Below are 23,756 nucleotides of genomic sequence, written 5' to 3' on the forward strand. Positions count from 1 at the left end.
GCCTCAGGGATCTCGAATCCGAATGATAAACGGAGCTTCTTCACTTTCATTTTTGAATCAGCTTTAAGTATGTTGGGGCCAAGGAGCTCGTGTATAGGAAATTGGAATCGAAATGAAAAAGTGAAGATCTTTCAAAATGATAAAGAAGAGAGAGGAAAAACATTGGAATTAATTATTGCTTTAGATATTTCTATGGGGAAAAGTTACAAAGTCTTATATGACGGTCAAACATGTCTTTCAGAAGGGGAAATACTTCACAATAAGTTTGGGTTTCAAGCATTACTGGAAGAGATTCATAGCCTTCCAGAAGAACCTAAAATTGTTTTCGAATCAACTGGTATATATTCGAAGCCAGTGGAGACCTTTTGTCAGAAAAACAATTTAACCTATTTCTTATTAAATCCTCTGGAAGCCAAGAAACAACTAGAACAGGGAACACTCAGAAGCTGGAAAACAGACAAACATGATGCCCATAAATTAGCACAAATTCATCCATTTGTGGATCGATCAGAAAAAGTACAACAACCTGAAATTTATACAGAACTTCGTGATCTTTCGCGCTTTTATCAAGAAATAGAAGGACAAATAAAACATACTCGGATGTACTTGCACCATGCACTTCAAGTAAGCTTTCCGGAGCTTGAACGATTCTTTTCCAGTAGAGTAACACCTTATGCTTTAACACTAATAGAGTTATTTCCACATCCTGAATTAGTATTACAGACAAGTAGAACCAAGATTAAAAATTTATTGATGAAAACTACGCATAAGAAGATATCAGAAAATCGAGCTATGGAGAAGGCGAAGTTGATCATTGAATACGCGCAAGAATCTTATCCAGCTGTTTCACCAGATAGTGTTCCAACTCAAAAAGTTCAATATTATGCACGACAACTTCTTCATCTATTAGAGGAGAAAAAAATGGTTTCCGAACAATTAATTGTGAAGGCCCGACAACTTTCGGAATTCCAGTTATTTACTAGCTTCCCTGGCATTGGGGAGATTAGCGCAGCACTCCTTATTGGTGAGATAGGCGATCTGTCACGCTTTTCTAATCATAAAAAAGTGAACGCCTTTATCGGCATAGATATTAGAAGGTATCAATCTGGTAAATATGCAGGTCAAGACCATATCAATAAACGTGGAAATCCAAAAGGACGAAAAGTCTTATATCTTATCGTTAAGAACATGATACGCCAACAAAAAGCTGCCCCCAATCATATTGTGGATTATTATTATAAATTAAAAAAGCAACCTCAGGCCAAAAAGGACAGGGTTGCCACTGTAGCTTGCATGAACAAGCTATTGAAATGTATCTATTCCATGGTCAGGAACAATACAAAGTACGAATACTCGTACACGGTCTCTAAGGACCAATAACACATAAAAAGTATACCACACAATACCTCAGTTTGAAAAATTTAATAGAATAGCTGAGGTTATTTGTCATGCTCAAAAATAGTACTATCAAGTTCAAATATTTTTTTATAACTACTTGACTAATCGTAGGAAAGAGGCTGGGACATAACTAGCCTCTAATAAAGAGAAAGGTGAATTTGAGTCCACTCAAATTCACCTTTCTCTATTTTTTCGTGTTAATTCTTCTATTATTTTAGTTAATGGCAGTGAATTTTCTTAAATTCACTGCCATTAACGCGAGGCCCATTTCGTTTTCCACCTTCGATTTTCCTCGTACAGAAAATCGAGTGAAACGCAAATTAGCCTTCAAGAATCCAAAAACTGGTTCCACATCGGTTTTGCGTTTTCGATAGATGGCACTCGTTTTCTCTTCTGAAAGCTTCGCTCTCACATATTCTTTTTGCTGTTCCCATTTTTTGTTCACCATTAGTTTTCGATTGTTTCCTTCTTTTGCCTTGGTACATGATGAGCGGAATGGGCATCCTGAACAGTCTTCGCACTCGTAGATTTTGAAACTCCTTTGGAAACCTGTAGCGTCCGTTCGGACAGAATGATATTGAAATTCTAAACGCTTCTGATTAGGGCACATATATGTATCGGTTTCTTGATCATATTCCCAGTTATCAGGATTAAATGTATTTTGTTTGTACTTTTTCTTTTGTTCCTTCAAAAACATGTTATATGTTATCAGTGCTTCTCGGTTTCTGTTTGAGAGAATATCACTAAAGTTTTGTTCACTACCATAACCTGCATCTGCAACAATATGTTTCGGTAACTCGAAATAATGTTGCTCTATCTCATCTAAAAATGGAATTAACGTACGTGTATCTGTGGGATTTGGAAATAAACTATAAGCAAGCGCATATTGACCTTCCGTTGCGATTTGTACATTGTAACCAGCTTTCAATTGCCCGTTTTTCATATAATCATCTTTCATTCGCATAAATGTCGCATCTAGATCTGTTTTAGAATAGCTATTACGTGGTCCAAAGATTTTAAAATCCTGTTGGTACTTCCTTTTTCTCAAGACAAAATCAATCAACTGTTTACGCACTTGTTTCGGGTATTTTCGTTCACTTCGTAAGGCTTTTCGTTCCGTAACGTCTGAAGATTCTTCCATTTGTTTATCATATTCGGTCACTACTTCGTCTACTTTTTGAACCATTTGAGTGAGCTCTCCAAATGATAGCTGTTCATCACTTTCCCGTTCCATTTGGGGTATGATTTCGTTCTCAAGCAACTCATTGTACAACTGGTTTGACTTATCAATTAAACGCTGATGAAATTTCTCAATCGCTTTCTTCCAGACAAACGTAAATTTATTCGCATTCGCTTCAATCTTTGTGCCATCGATAAATATCGCTTCTTGATCGATCAGTTTTTCTTCGATCAATTGGCAGCGAAATTGGATGAAACATTGACGAATTAAATCTTTTACTTCTGGTTGAACGCGAAATCGGTTAATTGTACGATAGCTTGGTTCATACCCTTGAGCTAACCACATCATACGGATACTGTCTTTTAATAGGGCCTCCATTTTACGCCCCGAAAAGACAGATTGAGTGTAGGCACATAGAATAATTTTAAGCATCATGCGTGGATGATAAGCAGGACAACCTTCGTTTCGAAGAAATGGTTCAAACGCTTCTTGAGGAATACTTTCCACTAAATGATGGACATGGAAGGCAATATCATTATTTTGTAACTTTACTTCTAAATCTAGAGGCAAAACGATTTGATTCATGGTATAATCTTTAAACATAAGGACACTTCTTTCTGATTAGATTTGGTATGGTAACTTAATTTTATCAGAAGTTGTCCTTATTTTTTATTGTAAAAATAAGCAAAACGGTGAAATTTTACTTGTCGTAAAATTTCACCGTTTTTTTCGTCTTAGAGGTGGGTTTTGTCCCAGCCTCTTTTTATTAGTTTGCTTCTTGGTTCCAGCCAAAAAGTTCATTATCTCGTTGTTCGGATTCTAAAATAGCATGGTGAAAGGCTTTAAAATCAATAGGCTGATCTTTTTTCTCCGTAATCGCCTTAATATATTCACCAAGTTTCACCTTATTCTCCGGTGAAACTTGCCCAAATGGAATTTCTGCCGATCTGCCATAGTAAACATCAGCTGTTTTAGCCGCTAATTTTACTTTCTTACTATTAATTAAATAACGGGAATTAGGAACCGTATAAACAGTCTCCCAATCACTTTCTGTTTCCAACTGAATTTTTGATAGATGTTCTCCTGCAACTGAAATAAGGATTACATCAGGCTGTAAGTATTCAATAAGCTCATGCCATAATTTCACGCCTTCTGCTTGAAGATCTTTCTTTGCTTCTTTGCTTAAACTATCCCAAGTAGGATTAGTAGCAAGCGGTGAGCAAATATCTGTATGCAATGCCGTATTTTCTTTGTTACCATAAAAGCTTGCATTCATTCCATTCAATAACGGTTCAAAAGAAGGCTCATACCATGCTTTATATGGGTCTTTTTCAAAATACTGGTCAAGTGCAGTAATATACTGTTGATTGAATTGATAGTGATGGTCTCGTTTCATCGATTGAAACCTTTGGAAAGGGTCAGGGTCAGGGAAATCACGTCTAGACGGATTTAGACCTACAGTAATGATGCGGATAGGGGATTCAAAATATTTCTTACTATTACCAAAATACATAATTGGCATCGAGGGCTTTACGATATACGTCCTCTCTTTCTTACTTTCATACATTTCCCAATACTTTTTAATTAATTCGGTTTGTACTGCCTGTTGAATAACAATAAAAATCATCCTTTCAATTTAGTAAAAAATAATAGCAAGTCCACCAAAAAGGGACTTCCTTCCTCTCTATTATATATTATCCTTAGGCTATTGGTAAAGAATACGTCATCTTTTATAAAAAATCTTTTTATGGTAAAAAAACATAATCTTTCTCTATAAATTCCGGCTGATGCCCTGTTTATACACTAGGATAGTTAACTATTCTTTTAATCAAAGCACACAAAAAGAAAAGGAGCTGATCATTAAAGATACTTTTTCTAAACAAGTATATTTGTTTCCAGTTCATTCCTGTTAAAAGTATCAGTATAATCAGACCCTCGAAAAAAAGCTACGCTCTTTATTTTAAATCTGCGAACTCTCTTGCAATTCTTTCTATGGCTTCTTTTATAATCGGTCTTGGGGAAGGAATACAAATTCGTTGATGATTAATTCCTTCTTCTCCGAACATACTGCCATCTTCTAGTAAAACATTGGCTTTATGATAAATACGCTCATGCACTTCTTCTGGCGTTATTCCATATCCGCTGAAATCCATCCACATAATATAGGTTCCTTCTGGGATTGTTACTTTCACTTTTGGCATATTTTCATCAATGTAAGCCTTTACCCATTCCATGGTTCCGTCAATATATTCCTTTAATTCCTCAAGCCATTCTTCTCCTTCCTTATAAACCGCAATAAGCGCAGATATTGTAAAAGGAGATGCCAATTGGTGCCCCATTTCTTTATTAAATGCATTGCGCAGCTTCACATTTGGAATGATTAAATTCGTGCAGTGAAGTCCTGCCACGTTAAATGTTTTATTAATTGCCGTACATGTAATCAAATGATCCTGATTATCTGCTACCATCGCAATTGGAGTGAATTTCTGTGTACGTCTAATTAAATCCCCATGAATTTCATCTGCAATAATTAACACATTATGTTTTACACAAATCTCATTTAAACGAGTTAGTTCTTCTACTGTAAAAATGCGACCAGTTGGATTATGGGGATTACAAAGAATAAACAGCTTCGTTGATTCTTCCTTTGCCTTCTCTTCAAAATCAGCAAAATCGATGGTATAATACCCTGCTTCGTCTTGAAGTAATGCATTATTCCGAACCACTCTGCCATTTCCTTCAATTGCCGAAGTAAATGGCGGATAAACTGGACGTTGAATGATTACACCATCTCCAACCTCTGTAAAAGCACGCACAGCCATATTAATTGCATGAACTGTTCCCGGACTGTAGACAATAGATTCTCTGTCTATCTCCCAATTATGTCTTTTTTTAAACCAAAGCTGAATTGCTTCATAGTACTCATCTGGAAAAATAGAATAGCCGTATATGCGATTATCTACCGTTTTATGTAATGCATCTACTAATGCTTGTGGTACGGGCAAATCCATATCTGCTGTAAATAAGGGGATTGTCTCTTCATCATACCGCTCTGTAAGTCCCATCTCCTTAATAATTTTTCCACCATCCCATTTAATCGAATAGGTATTTCGCCGATTTACTACTTCATCAAAGTTATTAATCACTACATCCACCATCCTTTTGCTAGTTTGAAGTCATTATAACATGGAGTGTTTGGAAAAAACTCGACTGGAATCTTTACCATCTAAAGTTTATTACCTTTTACGCCAAACTTATTTCCTTTATTCAAATAAACCTCCGCTATTTTAGTGGAGGTTTACATCTGCTTCTATTATGCTTTGGAAACTGTACCAAGTAATGTATCTTGTGTAGCGGCTGGAAAGATTATGGTTGCCTTTGTTCCTTTGTTTAACTCGCTTTGGAAGCTCAAATTGCCATTATGACTTTCAATGATTTTGAAACAGGTCATTAAACCAAGACCTGTCCCTTTTTCCTTCGTTGTAAAAAATGGTTCACCAAGTGTTCCTAATCTCTCGTCCGGAATGCCTACTCCCTGATCCATAATTTCTATCGATATATTGCCATCCTGGAGAGACGTACCCTTAATAGAAATATATCCACCCTTTGGCATAGCTTCTATAGCATTTTGTAGTAAGTTTATAAATACTTGTTTTAGGTGTTTTTCCTCACATAAAATCATTGGAATGTCCCATTCGTATACTTCTTTGATCTGAATATTATGTAAGCTTAATTGAGTATGTATTAATGTAACAACGTCTTTAATAATATTACGAATATCTTTAACTAAAAAAACATCCGCCGTAGGTTTAGCGAGAAAAAGCAACTCGCCGACAATCCCATTAATTCTTTCTATCTCTGTCAATACGATTTCAAAATATTTATTTTGGGGATTTTCTGCCTTCGCTAGCTGAATAAAGCCTTTAATCGAGGTTAATGGATTTCTAATTTCATGGGCAATTCCTGCAGACATCTCTCCCAAAATCGCTAATTTTTCTGACTTCTGGAGCAAATGCATCGTTTGCTCTTTACTAGCTGTTATATCTTTTCCAATCGATAATATCACATCTTCACCATTTAACTTTATCGCTAAACAGGAGGCCTCATAGAAAAAATCATTTCCAGCAACACGTTTCATTTTATATTCAATAGGAGAGAGCGGTTTCTTTTTCTCTAAGGCAATATTCAGCCGCATTTTCCACCGTTCCATATAGTCTGCTGCGACAAACTCTCCAAATGATCGATTAATTAAGTCTTGGCCGCTAGATGCTCCCATCATTCTAACAGCAGCATGATTGACATAGACTAACTTGTTTTCTCTTAAGGAGTGAATAAATATGGATTCAGGTAATGAATCCATTAGAAGTCGATAGCTTTCTTCACTATCCTTAGCCTTCTTCTCATAGTATTTGGACAGATCATACCTCCAGCCAACAATCCACGCTAAGATCGTAAACAGAAAAAAGTCAATATTGAAAAATGGTTCGTGCTTTATAACAAATTGATAAGTAGTAAATAATATAGAGATTGTTACTAACGTAATTTGTCCCCATGTTTTTATTTGCCTATTACGATTCCAAAGCAGCATAGACATTGCCCCTTCAAAGTATAATTTCTATATACGTTCGTCTTAATGAACATCACATCTTTTCTCCTATCTTATCATTTTTTAACTAGAAGCGCATTTGCTAATATTAGAATAATTAATTGCTGTTTTATTATTTTCCATCCTCCAGTATAATCTAATGAAAGGAAACATTAAAAGGGAGGGACACAATGGTAGATTTTTTTAAAATTATCGCGGAAATTGTTAATATTCTTCATGATATTATTATGGATGCTGCTGCTATTCTTGGTTGGCAAGCCACAGACAAAGATTTGCATTTATGGATTATCGGCCTTATCGGAATTATTTCATTCTTTATTGTTCAATTTATTTTTAAACGGTTAGCCGCTTGGAGTATCAAGAGTATTTCTTTTATTTATACATTTACACTTATTCTTGTATTAGTATTTGCCATTGAAATTCAGCAAGGAATTACAGGACGGGGAAATATGGAGTTCGCAGATGCTGTGGCCGGGATTAACGGGTTTCTTCTTTTCTTTGGGATCTATCTAGTTATTACTCTATTGTTTAAAGGGATTAAAAAAATCCTTCGCAAAAAAAGTAATCATGTGGACACCAATAATCATTCAAACGAAGATAGCAATCTTCCATCTCGCCAATCACGCTATCATAAATAATAGTCTTCATAACTCATTAGTTACATTTTTGAAGATAAAGGAATGATACCTATGAATCGCTTGAACGCTTTTAGTAAGAAACATTCTAAAATTAATTATTCTGTTTTACTTGCTATTATTTTTGGCGGGTTCCTCATTTTCGGATTATCAGAGAACGTTAAAGGACCTGCTATCCCTATCATTCAAGCAGATTTTCTTTTAAGTGAGTCACAAATAGGATTTTTGCTTGCTATCAATTCACTTGGCTATTTAATTGCTTGTACCTTTACTGCCGCTTTAGCCAATAAAATTGGCATCAAATGGACTGGAGTTGTTGCTTTCGCCGCAATGGCTCTTTCAGGTATTTGTCTTTATTTCTCCGAAAAATATTTCACCCTTTCTTCCTCCTATTTCCTTTTATATATTGGAAATGGGATGCTTGAAATCGGACTGGGGATAATGGCAGCACGAATTTTCACAAAGAATACGGGATTAATGATGAATCTCGCTCATTTTTTCTATGGACTAAGCTCAATGGTTGCACCTATTATTGCCTCTTGGATGATGAAATGGACAATCTCAGGCGAAGAATTAAGCTGGCGAGGAATGTATTTTATTGTGCTGCTTTTAGCCATTCTCCCTATCATCCCTTCTATCTTCGGCAAATTTCCAGAAGAGGAAACTAGTGATGACGAATCAGTGTCATATCGATTTTTACTTCGCGATCCAGTTGCATGGCTTATTGTCATGATACTTTCCTTTGGGGTGGTATCTGAATTGGCTGTCGGAGGCTGGTTAGTAAACTTTTTAATTAAAGCGTATTCATGGAATGTGGAAACAGCTTCTGGTATGTTATCTATGTTTTTTCTCTTCTTTATGCTTTCACGGCTAGTTCTTGGCCCACTAACAGATAAAATCGGCTATACACTCTCCATCATGATCTTTGCTGCCTTTTCCGGCATTTGCAGTTTTGCTGCCATTATCATCGGCGAAAAAGGTGCGATTCTTTTCGCTATCGCCGGAATAGGAATTGCCCCCATTTACCCGACTGTAATGGCATTGCTTGCCAAAAGGTATCCGAAAGGAACGGGTACAGCCATAACCTTTACTGTTACTCTAATGGGAATTGCCAGTGTGTTCGGGAACCTGCTAATTGGAGTCATAATTGATGGGATAAATCGTTTGTTTTATACAAGCAATGGTGTCATTGGACAACAGGCAGGCTATGGATTTATCGCATTATTATCGTTGCTTTGCTCCATTTGCTGTATCATTTTATATTATTATTTACGTAAAAGGCAGGAAGTTATTTAATTGCTACTGCCTCCTATTTAATCTTTAGATAGATAGATTTTATCGATATGGTTGTCAAGATAAGCAGCAAGAAGAGGATGCAGCATCCAATATAAAAGAGTACATCAGGATAATACTTCCATTGATAAAAGTAATAAATAGATACTCCTATTAACACTATAAGAAATAATTCAAAAAGAAATGCAGTAATCATAAAAGCAAAATAAGGATATATAATTCCTTTATGATTGACATTGGTCAAAGTTATGCCATCCCAAAAGCGATCAGCTAGTCTAGCAAAACGCATATAGTCCTCTCCTTCAAAAAAGATATATATTAATCTATGAATTTCCTTTGAAAGTCATGCCACACTTTTTGAAGAGAGGGTTTTAAAAGGCGCTTTCCCAAAAGAAACACGCCTTTTTATTTAGTCAAACTGATAATAAAAAAACTGCTGAAACCTATTATCCCTGCTCTTTTCGATAGGTATCTCTGCTTTTATAACCAGATTGAAGGATCATCTTCATTTCTGCTTTTCTTTTTTCTCTCGTTGCTTCTTGTTTTGCACTATAGACATATCTTGCCCACTCCTTTTGATAACCTAGTGTAAGAGATTGGTAAAAGGCTAATAGCTCGGGTGTATTTATTAAATCATCTTCGACAGCTTGAATTTTTTCTATATAATCATTGACACGCTGACTCGCTTTGGAGGAAGCATCCTTTGCTGTCCTTTTTTCCTCTTCTTTTAAACCTATCACGGTAAATACTTCATCCAATCCAACCATTCGTGCAAATTTTATTGTACTCGTTCCCACATATCCATCTGAATCCGTATCTAGCCCCTTAAACAATTCATCCCGATGAATATAAGTGGGATAGACTTTATTTCCTTTCTTTGGATATGCTAAAAAGATGTATCCCTTCTTGTTCAGCGAATCTGTTCGTATAATCTTATCAATCGTTTCTCGCATTGCAGCCATGTCTAGTACAAAGGCGAATATAGCATCATATTTATCTTGAAGCTCTGTATCATATGCTTCCAATTCTCCAAAGTAATTCGATTCATTTGGTTGATTTAGAATCGCCATTTTTTTGTATTTTTTTAAATTTAATTTATCGACAATTGTTTTTACCATTTATGTTCACCTCTTTAATCATTGCTTTCATTTTTTCGCACTGAATAGTCTAAATAACCTCTATAAACCGAATCAATAACAGTAAATAACCCCAACAGGGATCGATGTTCAATCTCATAATGTTTCCCTAGCATAAAGGATTCATAATAAATATTATATGTAGATAAAGTTGCTAAATGGTTATTGTTGAAAGAAGTAATAGATAGGGTAGGAATTGATTTAACAGCCAATTGTCTTAGTTGACCTACTATATTTTTAACATCTCCACTTAAAGATATAACAATAACTAGATCTGTTGGCTTCATTTTGGCTAAAAGAAAATCAAATTCTGTTTCTGCGGGTATGATGTAGATTTTCTTATTATTAGAAATAAATTGCCGAGCCATTTCTTCCAAAGCATTTCTTTGACCCCATCCACTTGCAAAGCCGTATATCGTATCTGCATTTCTAATCTGATTATATATTGCTTCTGTATCAATATTTTTATATAGTTTTCTTGTCATTTCTATTTCTTTCATTTGCATAGTAAAAAAATCTAAATTTGGCTCAAAGGATTTGGGCTCATTCTTCAAAAAATATTTAAACTCACTATAACCACTAAAACCTATTTTTTGAGTCATCCTTAGAATGGAAGACTTGGAAATAGTGCATGCCTCAGACAATTCTAAAATACTCATTTTTTTACATTCTTCTATATGATTAAGAACATAATTTATCACATACAAATCATTTTCTGAGAGTTGATCATAATATTTATTCATTAAGTCTTTAAGCATATACAACTTCCTCCCTTGCCTTTATTATAAGGGATAATAGTATATTCAGAAAAACATTAATAAATAGAAAAGCAGAGTGCCCTTTTTCAAGCACCCTGTTTCTCTCTACTAATTAAGTTCTGGCCAATATTCTTTATTTGCTTCCATTAAATCATCTAAAATTTGTTTTGCTACTCTAGCATTTGGAACCGTTCTTGATAAGGTAATGGCTTGCCAAAGCTTTTGATAAGAATGTTCTTCCCAAGCTTCTACTACCAATTTTTCTACAGCTACTTGCTGCTCCATTAATCCCTTTTGGAATCGAGGAATAGTTCCTTGTACTAACGGTTCAGGCCCATTAACTCCGACAATACATGGAACTTCTACCATTGCAGTTGGATCAAAGTTTTGAATCGCTCCGTTATTTTCAACAATTAAAAGCATTCTTTCCTGTGTATCATATGCTATCGCACGGGCTAAGTCTACGATATAAGAAGCATGTTCGTCTATTTCTAACTCTGAACCTTCTGTAGAACCTAACTCTGCTATTCTATTACATTGAGAAAATATAAATTTCTCTCTTCCATCCATAACCTGATTTGCTCTTGTATAGTTAGGATCTGTATGCTCTACTTCATCTTGAGGATAGAAGTAATATTTTAAGTACGTATTAGGTAAGGTGTCAGGATCAACTGCATACACATCTTTCGCCTTTCTAAAAGTAGATTGCCAGCTTTCATCTGCATGTTGTCCTTCATTTTTTGCTAAATCATAGCCATAATCCTTTACATGCTCTTTCAATTTGGGCATTAAATCATTTCCTTCTTTATCACGAATATCTGTCCACCAGCCAAAATGATTTAGACCATAATAGCGGATAGTCATATCTTTCCGTGAAGGGAGACCTAGTATCTTTGCCATCAGATTTTCAATTCCAATCGGCATATCACAAATATTAAGGATCTTTGAATTTGGTCGTAATTTTCTAGTTGCTTCTGCAACAATCGCAGCTGGATTTGAATAATTCAACATCCATGCATTAGGCGAATATTTTTCCATATAATCTAATATTTCTAATACGCCTCCGATGGATCTCATTCCGTAGGCAATTCCACCAGGACCACATGTTTCTTGACCAACTACCCCATATTTTAAAGGTATCTTTTCATCCTTTTCTCTCATTGCGTACTTTCCTACACGAATATGTGCCATCACAAAATCAATATCCACAAAGGCTTCCTCTGGTTCCGTTGTAGCTAAAAAAGTAATTTCAGGATCTTTTTCTTTAATAATTATTTCACACGCATCAGCTATTTGCTGTTGGCGTTCTTTATCATTATCATAAAAATTAATTTGTCTAATCGGAAATTTATCTAGGTTTTCTAAAAGCATTAATATAATTCCCGGCGTAAAAGTACTTCCTCCACCTGCTACTGTGATTGAAAATTTTTTCATAAATAATCTCTCCTATTCTTCATTTTTTAACTTTTCAAACTCTTCTCTCACTTGAGGAACTGATAAGCCTACAATAATTTGTATGCCTTTATTATTTCTAACAACTCCATGAGCACCACCCTCTCTAAAGGCAATATCAGGCATCACTAGATTGGGATCCTTTACACTAATTCTTAGTCTTGTTGCACAATTATTTATTGTTTCAATATTCTCTGTACCACCTAAAGCATGAAGAAATATCGCAGCTTTTTCTCTATAACTGTTTTCCACAACTGTTACTGCAACCTCATCTTTTTTATCTCTGCCTTTTTGTTTTTCTTGATAATCTTTCTTTCTATATAGTTTAACCTCTTTATCATCCGTCTCTCTTCCAGGTGTAGCAAAGTTAAACTTCAAGATAAGAAAACGGAAAACCAAAAAGTAAATACCGGAAAAAATTAACCCAATTACGATTTGGGCTACATAAACATCCCAATGATTACCGAATAATGGAATCCAGTTTTTAGACATTATTTCAATCAGACCGCCACCCATATCTCCCACTACTCCGAATGTATATAGCGTTGCTGACAATGTAGCTGCGAGTACAGCGTGAACAGCAAATAATACAGGTGCAACAAATAAGAAAGTAAATTCTAGTGGCTCCGTAATCCCTGCCAATACCGCTGTTAAGGTAGCTGGAATTAGAAGGGCAGCTACTTTCTTCCTTTTTTCTTTTTTTGCTGTGAAATAAATTGCTAATGCAATCCCTGGTGCTGCAAACATCTTGGAGTTTCCATATAATCCAAAGCCACCAGCTGGGAACAAAGTTTTTAGTGATTCCGCACTTTGTGCAAAGTCCCCAAGATTACCCATCCAATATTTAACGATTCCATCTTCTACAACTGCTGGGCCAAACATAAATGGCGTATAAATAAAGTGATGCAATCCTGTTGGGATTAATGCTCTTTCAAAAAGATGGTAAAACCAAACACCGAATGTTCCTGAACTAGCTAAAAATCCTTGAAGGGAACCGATTCCAGATTGAATAATCGGCCATATCCATGCAACAACAACTGCGATAGGAATCATTATAAAGTAACCTAGAATGACGACGTACGTAGATCCCTGGAATATCCCAAGCCATTCCGGTAATTTCTTTTCAAAATACTTATTATGAAGCCAGACCGTTATACTAGAAATTAGTATTGCTCCGATAATTCCAGTATCCAATGTTTTTATGCCAGCAATTAGTTTCATTCCACTAGTACTGCCAGCTTCCTGACTAAAATCAACACCGAATGTTGGTCCAAAGAATTCTAATATACCTGATAGAAAATAATTAAAAGTAAGATATACAACAACTGCTTCCATCACGGCTCTTGCATTAGCAGTTTTAGCCAATCCAAGTGCAATACCGATAACAAAAAGCAATTCCATCTGATTAAATACTGTCCATGCACCATCTTCCAAAATAGTTAAAATACTATTCCAAGTTGTACCTTCATCTGCTATACTTCCGACAATTTGGGGATTATTTAACATAATAGTAATAGCAAGAACAATACCCGAAAATGCAAATAAAAGTACTGGCGTAAACATTGCTCCACCAAATCTCTGAAGCTTTTGCATCATATAAATCACCCCTCTTTAATTATTTTTTTGTATTTGCTAACTTCAATCTCTATTTAATCACCAGATGAAAGCCGTTTCAATAACTCGCGAGCATTTAGGTAAACGCTGTCATTTGTAGATAAACGTCCCAAATATCGGGAAAATTCCCGACAATTAGAGATAGTGGAAAATCAAAGTTTACTTGACCTTCCTTTCCAAAATGTAAATACATAGGGCATGGTACTCGTTTTAGCAGGTATATTTTTCGCCAGAAAAAAGATAATAAACAGGATATTAGGCAAAATTTGTTCGATGGCAAGAACCATTCCAATTGAAGAGAAGAAACATTATATGAATGATAGATAATAAATCTTTTCTCTAAGCGGCTTTCTTGCTAATACCTGCAGAAAATCTTAAAATAGACAAAGTATTATTTACTGAACAATGATTGGAAGGAGTTGCTTTTAATGGCACAATCTTTAAAAGGAAAAGTAGCTTTCATTACGGGAGCTGGAAGAGGGATAGGAAAAGCAGTTGCAGTTGCACTCGCAAATGAAGGTGTAAATATTGGTTTACTTGCTCGTACAGAAGGCGCATTACAAGAAGTAGCCAAAGAAGTGGAAGCACTTGGCGTAAAAGCTGCTTATGCAACAGTTGATGTATCCTCTTTAGAAGAAGTAGAACAAGCAATTTCTACTTTAACAAACGAACTAGGGAAAGCAGATATTTTAATCAATAATGCTGGAATTGGTAAATTCCAATCTCTTTTAGATATGGACCCAGAAGAATGGAAACAAATCATCGACGTAAATTTAATGGGACCATATTATGTAACAAAGGCAGTTTTACCACAATTAATCGAAAAAAATGGCGGAGATATTATCAATATTTCTTCTACAAATGGCTTAAATGGCGCTGCTACTTCTAGTGCATACAGTGCTTCTAAATTCGGTCTAATCGGAATGACAGAATCATTAGCACAAGAAGTACGCAGAAATAATATTCGTGTTACTTCCTTAACACCAAGTACAGTTGCAACAGATCTTGCTGTTAAAACAGATTTAATCAAAGGTGATGCAGAGAAATACATGCAGCCAGAAGATATCGCAGAACTGATTGTTTCTCAATTAAAACTGCATCCAAGAATCTATGTAAAAACAGCTACAGTACTAGGAACAAACCCGTTCTAATACCAATAGATATAACTGGAAAAGGGAATAGTGTTGCTATTAAATATAGCAGCACTATTCCCTTTCTTCCTTATCGTTTATTCATATCATTTGGGTGTGGACCTTTTCTTCTATTGCGGTTTAGCTCATTAATTTGTTTCATTTCTTCCTCTGTTAATTCAAAATCAAACACATGGAAATTTTCTTCAATGCGAGATGGTGTCACTGATTTCGGAATAACAATCGTATTATTTTGCAAATGCCAACGCAATACTACTTGTGCTGGTGACTTTTCTTTTGTTTCTGCAATTTGTGTGATGACTTCATCCTGAAGAACTTCTCCCCCTTGATCAAGCGGGCTCCAAGCTTCTACAAAAATATCATACTTTGCGCAAAATTCCTTTAATTCATTTTGCGCTAAATATGGATGACATTCTACCTGATTCAAAACAGGTTTAACCTCACATTCATTTAAAATGCGCTCTAAATGTTCAATTTCAAAGTTACAAACACCAATTGCCTTGACTCTGCCATCTTTATATAATTTTTCTAGTGCTCTATATGTATCCACATACTCATCAAATTGTGGGGTTGGCCAATGAATCAAATAAAGATCGACGTAATCAAGCCCTAATCTTTCTAAACTTTCATCGAATGCTCTTAGTGTATTCTCATAGCCCTGATCACTGTTCCACACTTTTGTTGTAATAAACAACTCTTCGCGTGGAATAGAAGATTCTTTAATTGCTTTTCCTACACCTGCTTCGTTTTGATATACCATCGCTGTATCAATGGAAGTATAGCCTACTTTAAAAGCAGTGCTGACAGCAACAGCCGCTTCTTCATCTGGAACCTGCCATACGCCAAACCCCAGTTGAGGCATTTTTAAGCCATTATTTAATGTAACAACATTCATCTTTCCACACTCCTTTTTCGAATTCTCTTTTAGTTTAGCGCGAATAGAAATAAATTACAAAAAGTACGATTTCCTTATCCTTTAAAGATTCACAAATTCTCCACATACTTATGAACTTATTTTGAACATTATTATTTTGATAGCTAGTAGTTGAGCATGTTCCTTATGATAGACATTGTGAAATAATGAACAATACATATATAGAGAGGGGAAAATTTTTATGAAAAGATCTTCTAGTATAGCATTTGTTCTTCTAGCTATATTTATGCTGATAATAGCAGGTTGTAGCAACAATACGAATACAGAAGAAAAAGCAAAGTTTAAAGCGGGAACATACGAAGGCATTTCCACTGGTCATGGAGGAGAAATTAAAGCTACAGTAACAGTTTCAAAAGATAAGATTGAGAAAATTGAAATCAGTGCAGACGGAGAAACAGGCAGTATTAGTGATGGGGCAACTACTCAATTAACCAAGGATATTATCTCCTCACAAAGTTTAGCAGTGGATGTTGTATCAGGAGCAAGTGAATCTAGTAACGGAATTATTGAAGCTGTTACAAAGGCGTTAGAAAAGTCGGGAGCCGATATGAAAGCCTTAAAAGATGCTGCAAATAAAGTCATTGTAGAAGAGCAAAAGCAGGAAGACTTAGATGTTGATGTCGCTATAGTAGGTGCAGGTGGTGCAGGACTTGCAGCAGCCGTGAAGGCTAGCGAAGCTGGTAAGTCTGTTGTCATTTTAGAGCAAATGCCTATCATTGGTGGAAACACAAATAAAGCAACAGGTGGAATGAATGTGGCAGGCACCAAATACCAAGAAGCGGATGGAATTAAAGACGACAAACAAACATGGTTTGACGATACGATGAAAGGCGGCAAAAACTTAAATGATCCAAAACTGCTACAAACTCTAGTAGATAATGCTCCTGATGCACTGAAATGGCTAAATGATATGGGAGCAGGTTTAACAAAGGTAACATTATCTGGTGGGCAAACGAACCCAAGAATTCATCAGCCAGCAGATGGATCACCAGTTGGTCCTGTTATTGTAGAGGTTCTATCCAATAAATTGAAAAAATTAAATACTCCCATTTTATTAAATACTACAGCTGATAGTTTAATAAAAAAAGATGGAGCGATTGTAGGAGTAAAAGCTACCGATAAAAATAAGAATTCCTTCACGGTTAATGCAAAATCTGTTATTTTAGCAACAGGTGGTTTTGGAGCAAATGCTGAAATGGTTATTAAATACAATAAAGATCTGGAAGGTTTCTCAACAACAAATCATGCAGGAGCAACAGGATCAGGAATTGCTATGGCAGAAAAGGCTGGGGCTGATCTCGTAGATATGGATCAGATACAAATTCATCCAACAACCGATCCAGAAACAGGCTATTTATTTACAGAAGGATTACGCGGAGACGGAGCCATTTTAGTAAATAAAGAAGGAAAAAGATTTACCAATGAATTATTGACACGTGATGTTGTTTCGAAAAACATTTTGGCACAGACAGATAAAATTGCATATCTCGTCGTAAACCAAGAAATGGCTGATGAAAATGCCTCATTAGCAGGATATATTAAAGATGGCTATGCTATAAAAGGAGAAACAATAGAAGCTTTAGGAAAGGCAGCAGGAATAGATAGCAGTACCATTGCTTCTACTTTAAAAAATTACACAAAATACGTTAAAAATAAAAAAGACGAAGAATTTGACAGGGTCCATCTCACTCAAACATTAGAAGAAGGTCCATACTATATAATTCCCGTAACTCCAGGTATACATCATACTATGGGTGGATTAAAAATTGATACAAAAACTCATGTTTTAGATAAACAAGGAAATATCATTAAAGGACTGTATGCTGCAGGTGAAGTTACTGGTGGTGTTCATGGCGGAAATAGAATTGGTGGAAATGCTGTTGCTGACATCATCGTATTTGGCCGTATAGCAGGTGAAACCTCTGCAATCGAAATAAAATAACCCAAAAGTGCCTTCTTTCTTTTTAGAATCAAGGCACTTTTTTCTCTCTCAATCAGTAAAATTTCGCAATTTTTTCTATCGGCATTCTGCTAGTATTAAAAGCTGGTGCAGCAGCTTTTCCTATTGCAATAAGGGTAATCGGAAATTGGTTTTCTGGTAACTCAAAACGTTTCGCAAATGCATCTTTATCAAAACCGCCCATTATAACGGTATCATACCCTCGTTCTTTTGCTAGCAGTAAAATCTGCATGGAAATTAAGCCTGCATCATAGCTAGCAATTTGTGCTAATATTTGTTTTGGTTGATTGGGATATAAACTTAGCGTGTTATTAATCGTTCTATCTGCAATGGATTGATCCATATAGCCAAGGGAAACATTTTTCTCATAGATTTCTTCCACATTTCTATAAGCATCTGTATCTCCTAAAACAGCAATAATCGCTGAAGAATCTTCTATTTGCGCTTGGTTATTGCCAATTTCTCTTAACTCTTTTTTTAGTTCCTGATCTTGGATTACAATAAATCTCCAAGACTGCAAATTACTAGAAGACGGTGCACTTGTTGCTAATGCTAAAATTTCTTCAAATTCCTTTTTTTCTATTTTATGAGCTGAATCATACACTCTTACCGATTTACGGCTTTTCATTATTTGGGTCTTCGGAATATATAGTGGAAAACCCAGTTTAATAGTTTAACAACAATTTAATCATAAATCGGATTATTTAGTGGAATATCATTATCCTTTATTGGTATAATTAACCTATCAAATGATAGGAGTGATGGTAATGAGAGAGTTTAAGTTTCGTGCTTGGATAAATTTGTACTCACATTGGCATATGACAAATGAAGTACAATATGTGGATGATAAGACACTTGAATGCAATTTAAAAATTATTGGTAATATCTATCAAAATCCAGAGTTGGTTCAGGTGTAATTTGAACGACTTATTATTCCTCCCAGATCTTACAGCAATCGAACCACCACAAGAGAATGAAACCGATATGATGTTTAAAGTGGAAGCAATCTATCCTCCAGAACGTTGTCCAGAATGTGGTTTTGACAAGTTATATAAGCACAGCTCACGAAAACAATTGATTATGGATTTGCCCATTCGTTTAAAGCGAGTTGGCTTACAATTGAACCGTAGACGTTATAAGTGTCGTGAGTGTGACTCGACCTTTTGGGAACGTCTTATATCCATTGACGAAAAGCGTAGTATGACCAGAAGGCTGTTAGAATCCATTGAAGAGCAATCAATGTCTAAGACCTTTGTAGAAGTCGCAGAAAGCGTTGGTGTTGACGAGAAGACCGTTAGGAACGTCTTTAAGGACTATGCGGCATTTAAAGAAAGAGAATACCAATTTGAGACTCCTAAATGGCTTGGGATAGATGAAATACACATCATTCGTAAACCTCGTCTGGTACTTACCAACGTCGAACGGAGAACTATCTATGACATCAAAAAGGATCGTAACAAGGATACAGTCATTAAACGCCTTTTAGAGATTGAAGATAGGTCTTATATCGAATACGTCACAATGGATATGTGGAAACCTTACAAAGATGCAGTGAATATCGTCCTTCCACACGCTAAAGTGGTGGTAGATAAGTTTCATGTAGTCCGTATGGCAAATCAAGCCTTGGATAGTGTTAGGAAATCTTTAAGAACTAATATGACACCAAAAGGAAGAAGAACACTTATGCGTGATAGGTTTATACTTCTCAAACGCAGGCACGATCTAATCGACCGTGAATTGCTACTTTTAGAAACTTGGCTTGGAAATATTCCTGATTTGAAGGAAGCCTATGAACTCAAAGAAGAATTCTATAAGATATGGGATACGCCAAGTTCACAAGAAGGAGAAAAACGATATATAAATTGGCGTCAGCGTTGTGTATCCAGTAATGTTAAAGATGCTTATAAAGACCTTGTTAGAGCCGTAGACAATTGGAATGAAGAAATATTCAATCACTTTGATAAAAGACTTACTAACGCATATACAGAGTCTATAAATAGCATTATACGTCATGTTGAACGACTGGGAAAAGGATATTCTTTCGATTCTTTAAGGGCAAAAATTTTATTCAACGAAAAGCTTCATAAAAAGCGGAAACCTCGTTTTAATAAAAATGCTTTTTACGATGCTTTACCAAATATGTTTGACCACGTTACAGATCACAACGTTTCAGATAACTTTGGTATCGACTTCACCAAATTTATTAAGGAGTTGGAAAAGGGAGAGCTATAAGTTCCGTTCCACCATAAATCCGAAAATCCAAGAAAAAAGCACCCTATATAAATTGATATGCTCCCCAATAAGTAGACAGGTTAAAAAAATAAATCTGTTTAGTTATTGGGGAGATTTTTTTATGAAAAAATATAGTCACTCTAAAGAAGAAAAATTAGAGATTTTAAATTTTTATAATAATAGCCATTTTACTCTTAACGAAGTTTCAGAATTATATAAAGTAAATACTAGAACAATCAAAGATTGGCAAAATAATTATCTATTTTTTGGAGAAGACGGTCTTGAAAGACAAACAAACCACAATAATTATTCTAAAGAAGTAAAATTGGGAGCTGTTCAAGACTATATATCGGGTAAATACTCATTAAGAGAGACCGTTAGACGATATAAACTTTCAGGTACAACCGTTTTAAGAAATTGGATTAAAAAGTATACTAGTCATAGTGAATTAAAAGATTCGGGTAAAGGAATGAGCCAAACTATGACTAAGGGAAGAAAGACTACGATAAAAGAGCGTATTGAAATTGTACAAACTTGTATTGCTCAGGGGAAAAGCTACAGAATTGTAGCTGAACAATATGAAGTTTCTTACCAACAAGTATATCAATGGGTAAAGAAATATGAAGAAAAAGGTGTGCAAGGATTACAAGACCGTCGTGGCCATACAAAAGCAGAAGAAGAATTAAGTAATGAAGCTAAACTACGTTTAGAAATCCAACGGATAGAACGTGAAAATGAACGATTACGTGCAGAAAACTTATTCTTAAAAAAGTTAGAGGAAATAGAAAGGAGGCATCGTTAACCAAAACTCGTAATACTAACCGATATGTCGTAATCAAGGAATTAGCTACGAATGGATCACTATCTATCGTTTTATTATGTAAAATAGCTGGTGTTACACGTGCTGCTTATTATAAATGGCTAAAACGTCAACCATCCAAAAGAGAAGTTGAGAATGAACAACTCCTAGAATCAATCAAGTTACTTTATAAGCAAGTAACTGGCATTTATGGGTATCGTCGTATCACACTTACTATCAATCGTCATCGTGAAAATAATAATTTGCCGAAGGTTAATAAAAAACGTATTTATCGTTTAATGAAATTGTGTCGATTGAAATCGGTTATTCGTCAAAAACGAAAAAAATATCGTAAATCTACTTCTAATTATGTTGCAGAGAATATACTTAGTCGTGATTTTAATGCCGAAAAGCAAAATCAGAAATGGTGTACTGATGTTACAGAATTAAAATATGGTAATGGTAAAAAGGCATATTTAAGTGCCATTATTGACCTATATGACAAATCAATTATTAGTTATATATTGGGACATTCAAATAATAACAAACTTGTCTTTCAAACTATAGTACCGGCCATACAAAGTTTAAAAGAAGATGAGCATCCACTAATACATAGTGACCGTGGCTATCAATATACTTCAAAGTTCTTTAAACAAATAATAGATAATGCTGAAATGGTGCATAGTATGTCCAGAGTGGGACGTTGTATTGATAACGGACCAATCGAGGCTTTTTGGGGTACGCTTAAATCTGAGAAATACTACCTGAACAAATATGATACATATGCGACACTTGAAGAAGCGATTCATTCCTATATTGCATTCTATAATTTAGAGCGTTATCAAGAAAGATTAAACGGCATGAGTCCCTTAGAATTCAGGAATCAAGCCGTTTAAGGTATTTTTATTATTTCCACTGTCTACTTGACAGGTAGCACTTCAAATTTCAGGGTGCTAGAAATATTATGTTACTGAACATTATTTATTAATAATTTGTACTTGCTCATGTTTATGGACATAATCTTTTGGTAAAGGAAGTTGACCATTCTCGTCCATTTTGTACTCTTTACCTTGAATTATAAATATAGTATTTTCATCATGTCCAAACTTTCTCCAGTCCTTCTCTTTCATTCCTCTACTCTCAAGATCAACTTCATGAATAACACCAGAAGGATCGATCCTATATCTTGTCGGTTTATTATTTATAGTGAAAGGCTCTTCGGTATTGATTCCCAATCTATTAAATCCTTCTAGTACTTCACTAGCTTCTCTTGCAGTATACATAATATTAATTCTTCCAGTCTCTGCAAACGTCTGTAAATGAGTTAAAAATTGCCTGTTTTTCTCTAGATGGACACGTTTCTCATCACTAATTTGATTATCGTAATGCAGTGTTTGAACGTAACTTGAATTTGAATCATTATTAAATTGATAGTTTATCAATCCATAATCTGTATCCACACTGTATACTTTGTTTTCTTCAATAGTTAAATTGTAATTTCTGTCAACCTGTAACCGTGGTGAAATAGATTTATCATTGTATTTCACTTTATTAGTTTTGGGATTATATATTTCTACATTCTTATTAGAATGAACACCATCAGTTCTCTCTACTGATTGTGAAACTGTGTTACGGAAATTTTGTTGTTGGACATTACTTTTATCAAAATAATTATTTAGTAATCTTTGAATACTAGAGACCATTTGACCTTTTCAAACCTCACTTCATCTCTATTTTATAATCTAAAGTAATCTTTGGAGTTAAAGTATAGGTAGCAGTTTCGCCTGGATAAAAGTCGGCAGAATGCCTAAATGCCCAACCCTGCTTTACCAAGATTTGATCACTCTTAGGTGCAACATCTAAATCACTAGGGCTATATAAAGGATAGGTTGCATCTATCCAATTTAAGCTAGAATTAGGTCTCAAACTTCTTTTTATACTATAAAGGCTAAGAGAAGATCGGTTAACTTCAGTACCCCCCACTGTAAAGCCAGTTAATATCGAGCCTTCAGGTATAGAATCTATGTCTGATAAATCAAAGTATTGTATCCTACTGGTAGTGTTAGTAGGTGTTAAAGACGAATTCAGAAGATTGATTTGGTACTCATTTCCATAATATAAATAAATAGGTTCCCCAACTATGACTCTTAAACTATAGGGATATTGGGTTCTCCCATCATCTGAAGGTGTGATGAATAAGTAATAGTCACCATAATTGTCAGTTGGGAATTCTACTTGTCTACTACCTTCCTCGCCAATTTCATTTCTTTGTATAATAGTATTACCATTCGAATCAGTTATCACTATGTCATAGGTTTTTTGTGATACAATAGTTAATTTCTCTGTAGGGTTCATTCCTAACTCAATTTTATAAACTCTACTGTCAGTATCTGAGTTGATTTCAGTTAGGTGATTCTTCTCCGGCATTGTTCTATCGGTCTTATCGTTTCTAGGCAATTCTATGGCATCTTCTACTTGATCCGGGGTGCTCGTATCCGCACTAATAGCAATTGGGGACATTAATAAAGTTACAAGAAATATTAAAATAAACTTTTTCATTTTGAGTACCACCTTTCAAAATTTTGGGAATTGATTAACTTACAACTAC

20 protein-coding genes and 1 pseudogene are annotated in these 23,756 nt (G+C 35.2%); 8 read left to right on the plus strand and 13 right to left on the minus strand.

Going from position 1 to position 23,756, the window contains the following annotated elements; genetic code table 11:
• Positions 1–120 precede the first annotated feature (120 nt).
• Positions 121–1,380: an IS110 family transposase gene (locus tag NST77_RS16380; RefSeq protein ID WP_341122637.1), complete on the plus strand. Its 1,260-nt coding sequence runs from the start codon at positions 121–123 to the stop codon at positions 1,378–1,380.
• Positions 1,381–1,621: 241 nt separating this feature from the next.
• On the opposite strand, the pseudogene NST77_RS16385 reads toward NST77_RS16380, so the two are convergent.
• The 4 genes and pseudogenes from NST77_RS16385 to NST77_RS16400 form a co-directional block, all read right to left on the minus strand.
• Positions 1,622–3,181: pseudogene (locus NST77_RS16385) on the minus strand (IS1182 family transposase); the annotation flags it as partial.
• A gap of 163 nt (positions 3,182–3,344) precedes the next feature.
• Entirely contained in the window at positions 3,345–4,205 is an 861-nt protein-coding gene (locus NST77_RS16390) for a hypothetical protein (RefSeq protein ID WP_095329886.1), read from the minus strand.
• Between the two features lie 328 nt (positions 4,206–4,533).
• On the minus strand, positions 4,534–5,724 hold the full coding sequence (locus NST77_RS16395; protein WP_341123219.1) for a MalY/PatB family protein: 1,191 nt from the start codon (positions 5,722–5,724) through the stop codon (positions 4,534–4,536).
• 167 nt (positions 5,725–5,891) lie between these two features.
• Entirely contained in the window at positions 5,892–7,166 is a 1,275-nt protein-coding gene (locus NST77_RS16400; RefSeq protein ID WP_341123220.1) for an ATP-binding protein, read from the minus strand.
• A 188-nt stretch (positions 7,167–7,354) separates the two neighbouring features.
• Between NST77_RS16400 and NST77_RS16405 the strand changes: the two genes are divergently transcribed.
• Positions 7,355–7,822: a hypothetical protein gene (locus NST77_RS16405; RefSeq protein ID WP_123260531.1), complete on the plus strand. Its 468-nt coding sequence runs from the start codon at positions 7,355–7,357 to the stop codon at positions 7,820–7,822.
• Between the two features lie 51 nt (positions 7,823–7,873).
• A complete protein-coding gene (locus NST77_RS16410) occupies positions 7,874–9,115 on the plus strand; it encodes an MFS transporter (RefSeq protein ID WP_341123221.1) in 1,242 nt (413 codons plus the stop codon).
• Positions 9,116–9,128: 13 nt separating this feature from the next.
• Here the strand turns inward: NST77_RS16410 and NST77_RS16415 are convergent, their stop codons facing one another.
• The 5 genes from NST77_RS16415 to NST77_RS16435 all read right to left on the minus strand — a co-directional run bounded on the left by NST77_RS16415 (position 9,129) and on the right by NST77_RS16435 (position 14,054).
• Complete coding sequence (locus NST77_RS16415) at positions 9,129–9,401, minus strand: hypothetical protein (protein WP_095329881.1); 273 nt, start codon at positions 9,399–9,401, stop codon at positions 9,129–9,131.
• 157 nt (positions 9,402–9,558) lie between these two features.
• On the minus strand, positions 9,559–10,230 hold the full coding sequence (locus tag NST77_RS16420) for a YdeI/OmpD-associated family protein (RefSeq protein ID WP_341123222.1): 672 nt from the start codon (positions 10,228–10,230) through the stop codon (positions 9,559–9,561).
• A gap of 14 nt (positions 10,231–10,244) precedes the next feature.
• Entirely contained in the window at positions 10,245–11,006 is a 762-nt protein-coding gene (locus tag NST77_RS16425) for a MurR/RpiR family transcriptional regulator (RefSeq protein WP_095329879.1), read from the minus strand.
• A gap of 108 nt (positions 11,007–11,114) precedes the next feature.
• Positions 11,115–12,440 carry a 6-phospho-alpha-glucosidase gene (locus NST77_RS16430; RefSeq protein WP_095329878.1) on the minus strand — a complete coding sequence of 442 codons (1,326 nt, stop codon included), beginning with the start codon at positions 12,438–12,440 and terminating at the stop codon, positions 11,115–11,117.
• A gap of 12 nt (positions 12,441–12,452) precedes the next feature.
• Positions 12,453–14,054 (minus strand): alpha-glucoside-specific PTS transporter subunit IIBC, encoded by a 1,602-nt coding sequence (locus tag NST77_RS16435; protein WP_172859643.1) that lies wholly within the window; start codon positions 14,052–14,054, stop codon positions 12,453–12,455.
• A gap of 446 nt (positions 14,055–14,500) precedes the next feature.
• On the opposite strand from NST77_RS16435, the gene NST77_RS16440 reads away from it, so the two are divergent.
• On the plus strand, positions 14,501–15,223 hold the full coding sequence (locus NST77_RS16440) for a 3-ketoacyl-ACP reductase (protein WP_171509989.1): 723 nt from the start codon (positions 14,501–14,503) through the stop codon (positions 15,221–15,223).
• Between the two features lie 70 nt (positions 15,224–15,293).
• Here the strand turns inward: NST77_RS16440 and NST77_RS16445 are convergent, their stop codons facing one another.
• Positions 15,294–16,118 (minus strand): aldo/keto reductase, encoded by an 825-nt coding sequence (locus NST77_RS16445; RefSeq protein WP_341123223.1) that lies wholly within the window; start codon positions 16,116–16,118, stop codon positions 15,294–15,296.
• A gap of 220 nt (positions 16,119–16,338) precedes the next feature.
• On the opposite strand from NST77_RS16445, the gene NST77_RS16450 reads away from it, so the two are divergent.
• On the plus strand, positions 16,339–18,099 hold the full coding sequence (locus NST77_RS16450; protein WP_303984014.1) for a flavocytochrome c: 1,761 nt from the start codon (positions 16,339–16,341) through the stop codon (positions 18,097–18,099).
• Between the two features lie 52 nt (positions 18,100–18,151).
• Here the strand turns inward: NST77_RS16450 and NST77_RS16455 are convergent, their stop codons facing one another.
• Positions 18,152–18,745 (minus strand): nitroreductase family protein, encoded by a 594-nt coding sequence (locus NST77_RS16455; RefSeq protein ID WP_341123224.1) that lies wholly within the window; start codon positions 18,743–18,745, stop codon positions 18,152–18,154.
• A 139-nt stretch (positions 18,746–18,884) separates the two neighbouring features.
• Between NST77_RS16455 and NST77_RS16460 the strand changes: the two genes are divergently transcribed.
• From NST77_RS16460 to NST77_RS16470, 3 genes are all read left to right on the plus strand, one after another.
• Positions 18,885–19,034 carry a hypothetical protein gene (locus NST77_RS16460; protein WP_017186665.1) on the plus strand — a complete coding sequence of 50 codons (150 nt, stop codon included), beginning with the start codon at positions 18,885–18,887 and terminating at the stop codon, positions 19,032–19,034.
• A gap of 1 nt (position 19,035) precedes the next feature.
• A complete protein-coding gene (locus NST77_RS16465) occupies positions 19,036–20,349 on the plus strand; it encodes an ISL3 family transposase (protein WP_303984009.1) in 1,314 nt (437 codons plus the stop codon).
• A 121-nt stretch (positions 20,350–20,470) separates the two neighbouring features.
• Positions 20,471–22,044, plus strand: a protein-coding gene (locus NST77_RS16470) for an IS3 family transposase (RefSeq protein ID WP_123259231.1) whose coding sequence is annotated in 2 segments (ribosomal slippage) — positions 20,471–21,104 and positions 21,104–22,044 — 1,575 coding nt in all. Because the reading frame shifts where the segments join, the coding sequence is not laid out codon by codon here.
• Between the two features lie 81 nt (positions 22,045–22,125).
• Here NST77_RS16470 and NST77_RS16475 read toward each other — a convergent pair.
• Positions 22,126–22,851: a hypothetical protein gene (locus tag NST77_RS16475; protein WP_164668678.1), complete on the minus strand. Its 726-nt coding sequence runs from the start codon at positions 22,849–22,851 to the stop codon at positions 22,126–22,128.
• A 16-nt stretch (positions 22,852–22,867) separates the two neighbouring features.
• Positions 22,868–23,707, minus strand: coding sequence for a hypothetical protein (locus NST77_RS16480; RefSeq protein WP_109983296.1), 840 nt, complete (start codon positions 23,705–23,707; stop codon positions 22,868–22,870).
• Positions 23,708–23,756 lie beyond the last annotated feature (49 nt).

The sequence above is a fragment of the Niallia sp. FSL W8-0177 genome (assembly GCF_038006285.1).
GTDB classification, from domain to species: domain Bacteria; phylum Bacillota; class Bacilli; order Bacillales; family Cytobacillaceae; genus Niallia; species Niallia circulans_A.

Bases quoted from the DNA above. Each gene is read 5' to 3' on its own strand.
- NST77_RS16435 (WP_172859643.1), bottom strand. From the start codon at position 14,054: ATGATGCAAAAGCTTCAGAGATTTGGTGGAGCAATGTTTACGCCAGTA.
- NST77_RS16410 (WP_341123221.1), top strand. From the start codon at position 7,874: ATGAATCGCTTGAACGCTTTTAGTAAGAAACATTCTAAAATTAATTAT.
- NST77_RS16415 (WP_095329881.1), bottom strand. From the start codon at position 9,401: ATGCGTTTTGCTAGACTAGCTGATCGCTTTTGGGATGGCATAACTTTG.
- NST77_RS16425 (WP_095329879.1), bottom strand. From the start codon at position 11,006: ATGCTTAAAGACTTAATGAATAAATATTATGATCAACTCTCAGAAAAT.
- NST77_RS16430 (WP_095329878.1), bottom strand. From the start codon at position 12,440: ATGAAAAAATTTTCAATCACAGTAGCAGGTGGAGGAAGTACTTTTACG.
- NST77_RS16475 (WP_164668678.1), bottom strand. From the start codon at position 22,851: ATGGTCTCTAGTATTCAAAGATTACTAAATAATTATTTTGATAAAAGT.
- NST77_RS16440 (WP_171509989.1), top strand. From the start codon at position 14,501: ATGGCACAATCTTTAAAAGGAAAAGTAGCTTTCATTACGGGAGCTGGA.
- NST77_RS16400 (WP_341123220.1), bottom strand. From the start codon at position 7,166: ATGCTGCTTTGGAATCGTAATAGGCAAATAAAAACATGGGGACAAATT.
- NST77_RS16405 (WP_123260531.1), top strand. From the start codon at position 7,355: ATGGTAGATTTTTTTAAAATTATCGCGGAAATTGTTAATATTCTTCAT.
- NST77_RS16455 (WP_341123224.1), bottom strand. From the start codon at position 18,745: ATGAAAAGCCGTAAATCGGTAAGAGTGTATGATTCAGCTCATAAAATA.
- NST77_RS16420 (WP_341123222.1), bottom strand. From the start codon at position 10,230: ATGGTAAAAACAATTGTCGATAAATTAAATTTAAAAAAATACAAAAAA.
- NST77_RS16390 (WP_095329886.1), bottom strand. From the start codon at position 4,205: ATGATTTTTATTGTTATTCAACAGGCAGTACAAACCGAATTAATTAAA.
- NST77_RS16460 (WP_017186665.1), top strand. From the start codon at position 18,885: ATGAGAGAGTTTAAGTTTCGTGCTTGGATAAATTTGTACTCACATTGG.
- NST77_RS16445 (WP_341123223.1), bottom strand. From the start codon at position 16,118: ATGAATGTTGTTACATTAAATAATGGCTTAAAAATGCCTCAACTGGGG.
- NST77_RS16480 (WP_109983296.1), bottom strand. From the start codon at position 23,707: ATGAAAAAGTTTATTTTAATATTTCTTGTAACTTTATTAATGTCCCCA.
- NST77_RS16450 (WP_303984014.1), top strand. From the start codon at position 16,339: ATGAAAAGATCTTCTAGTATAGCATTTGTTCTTCTAGCTATATTTATG.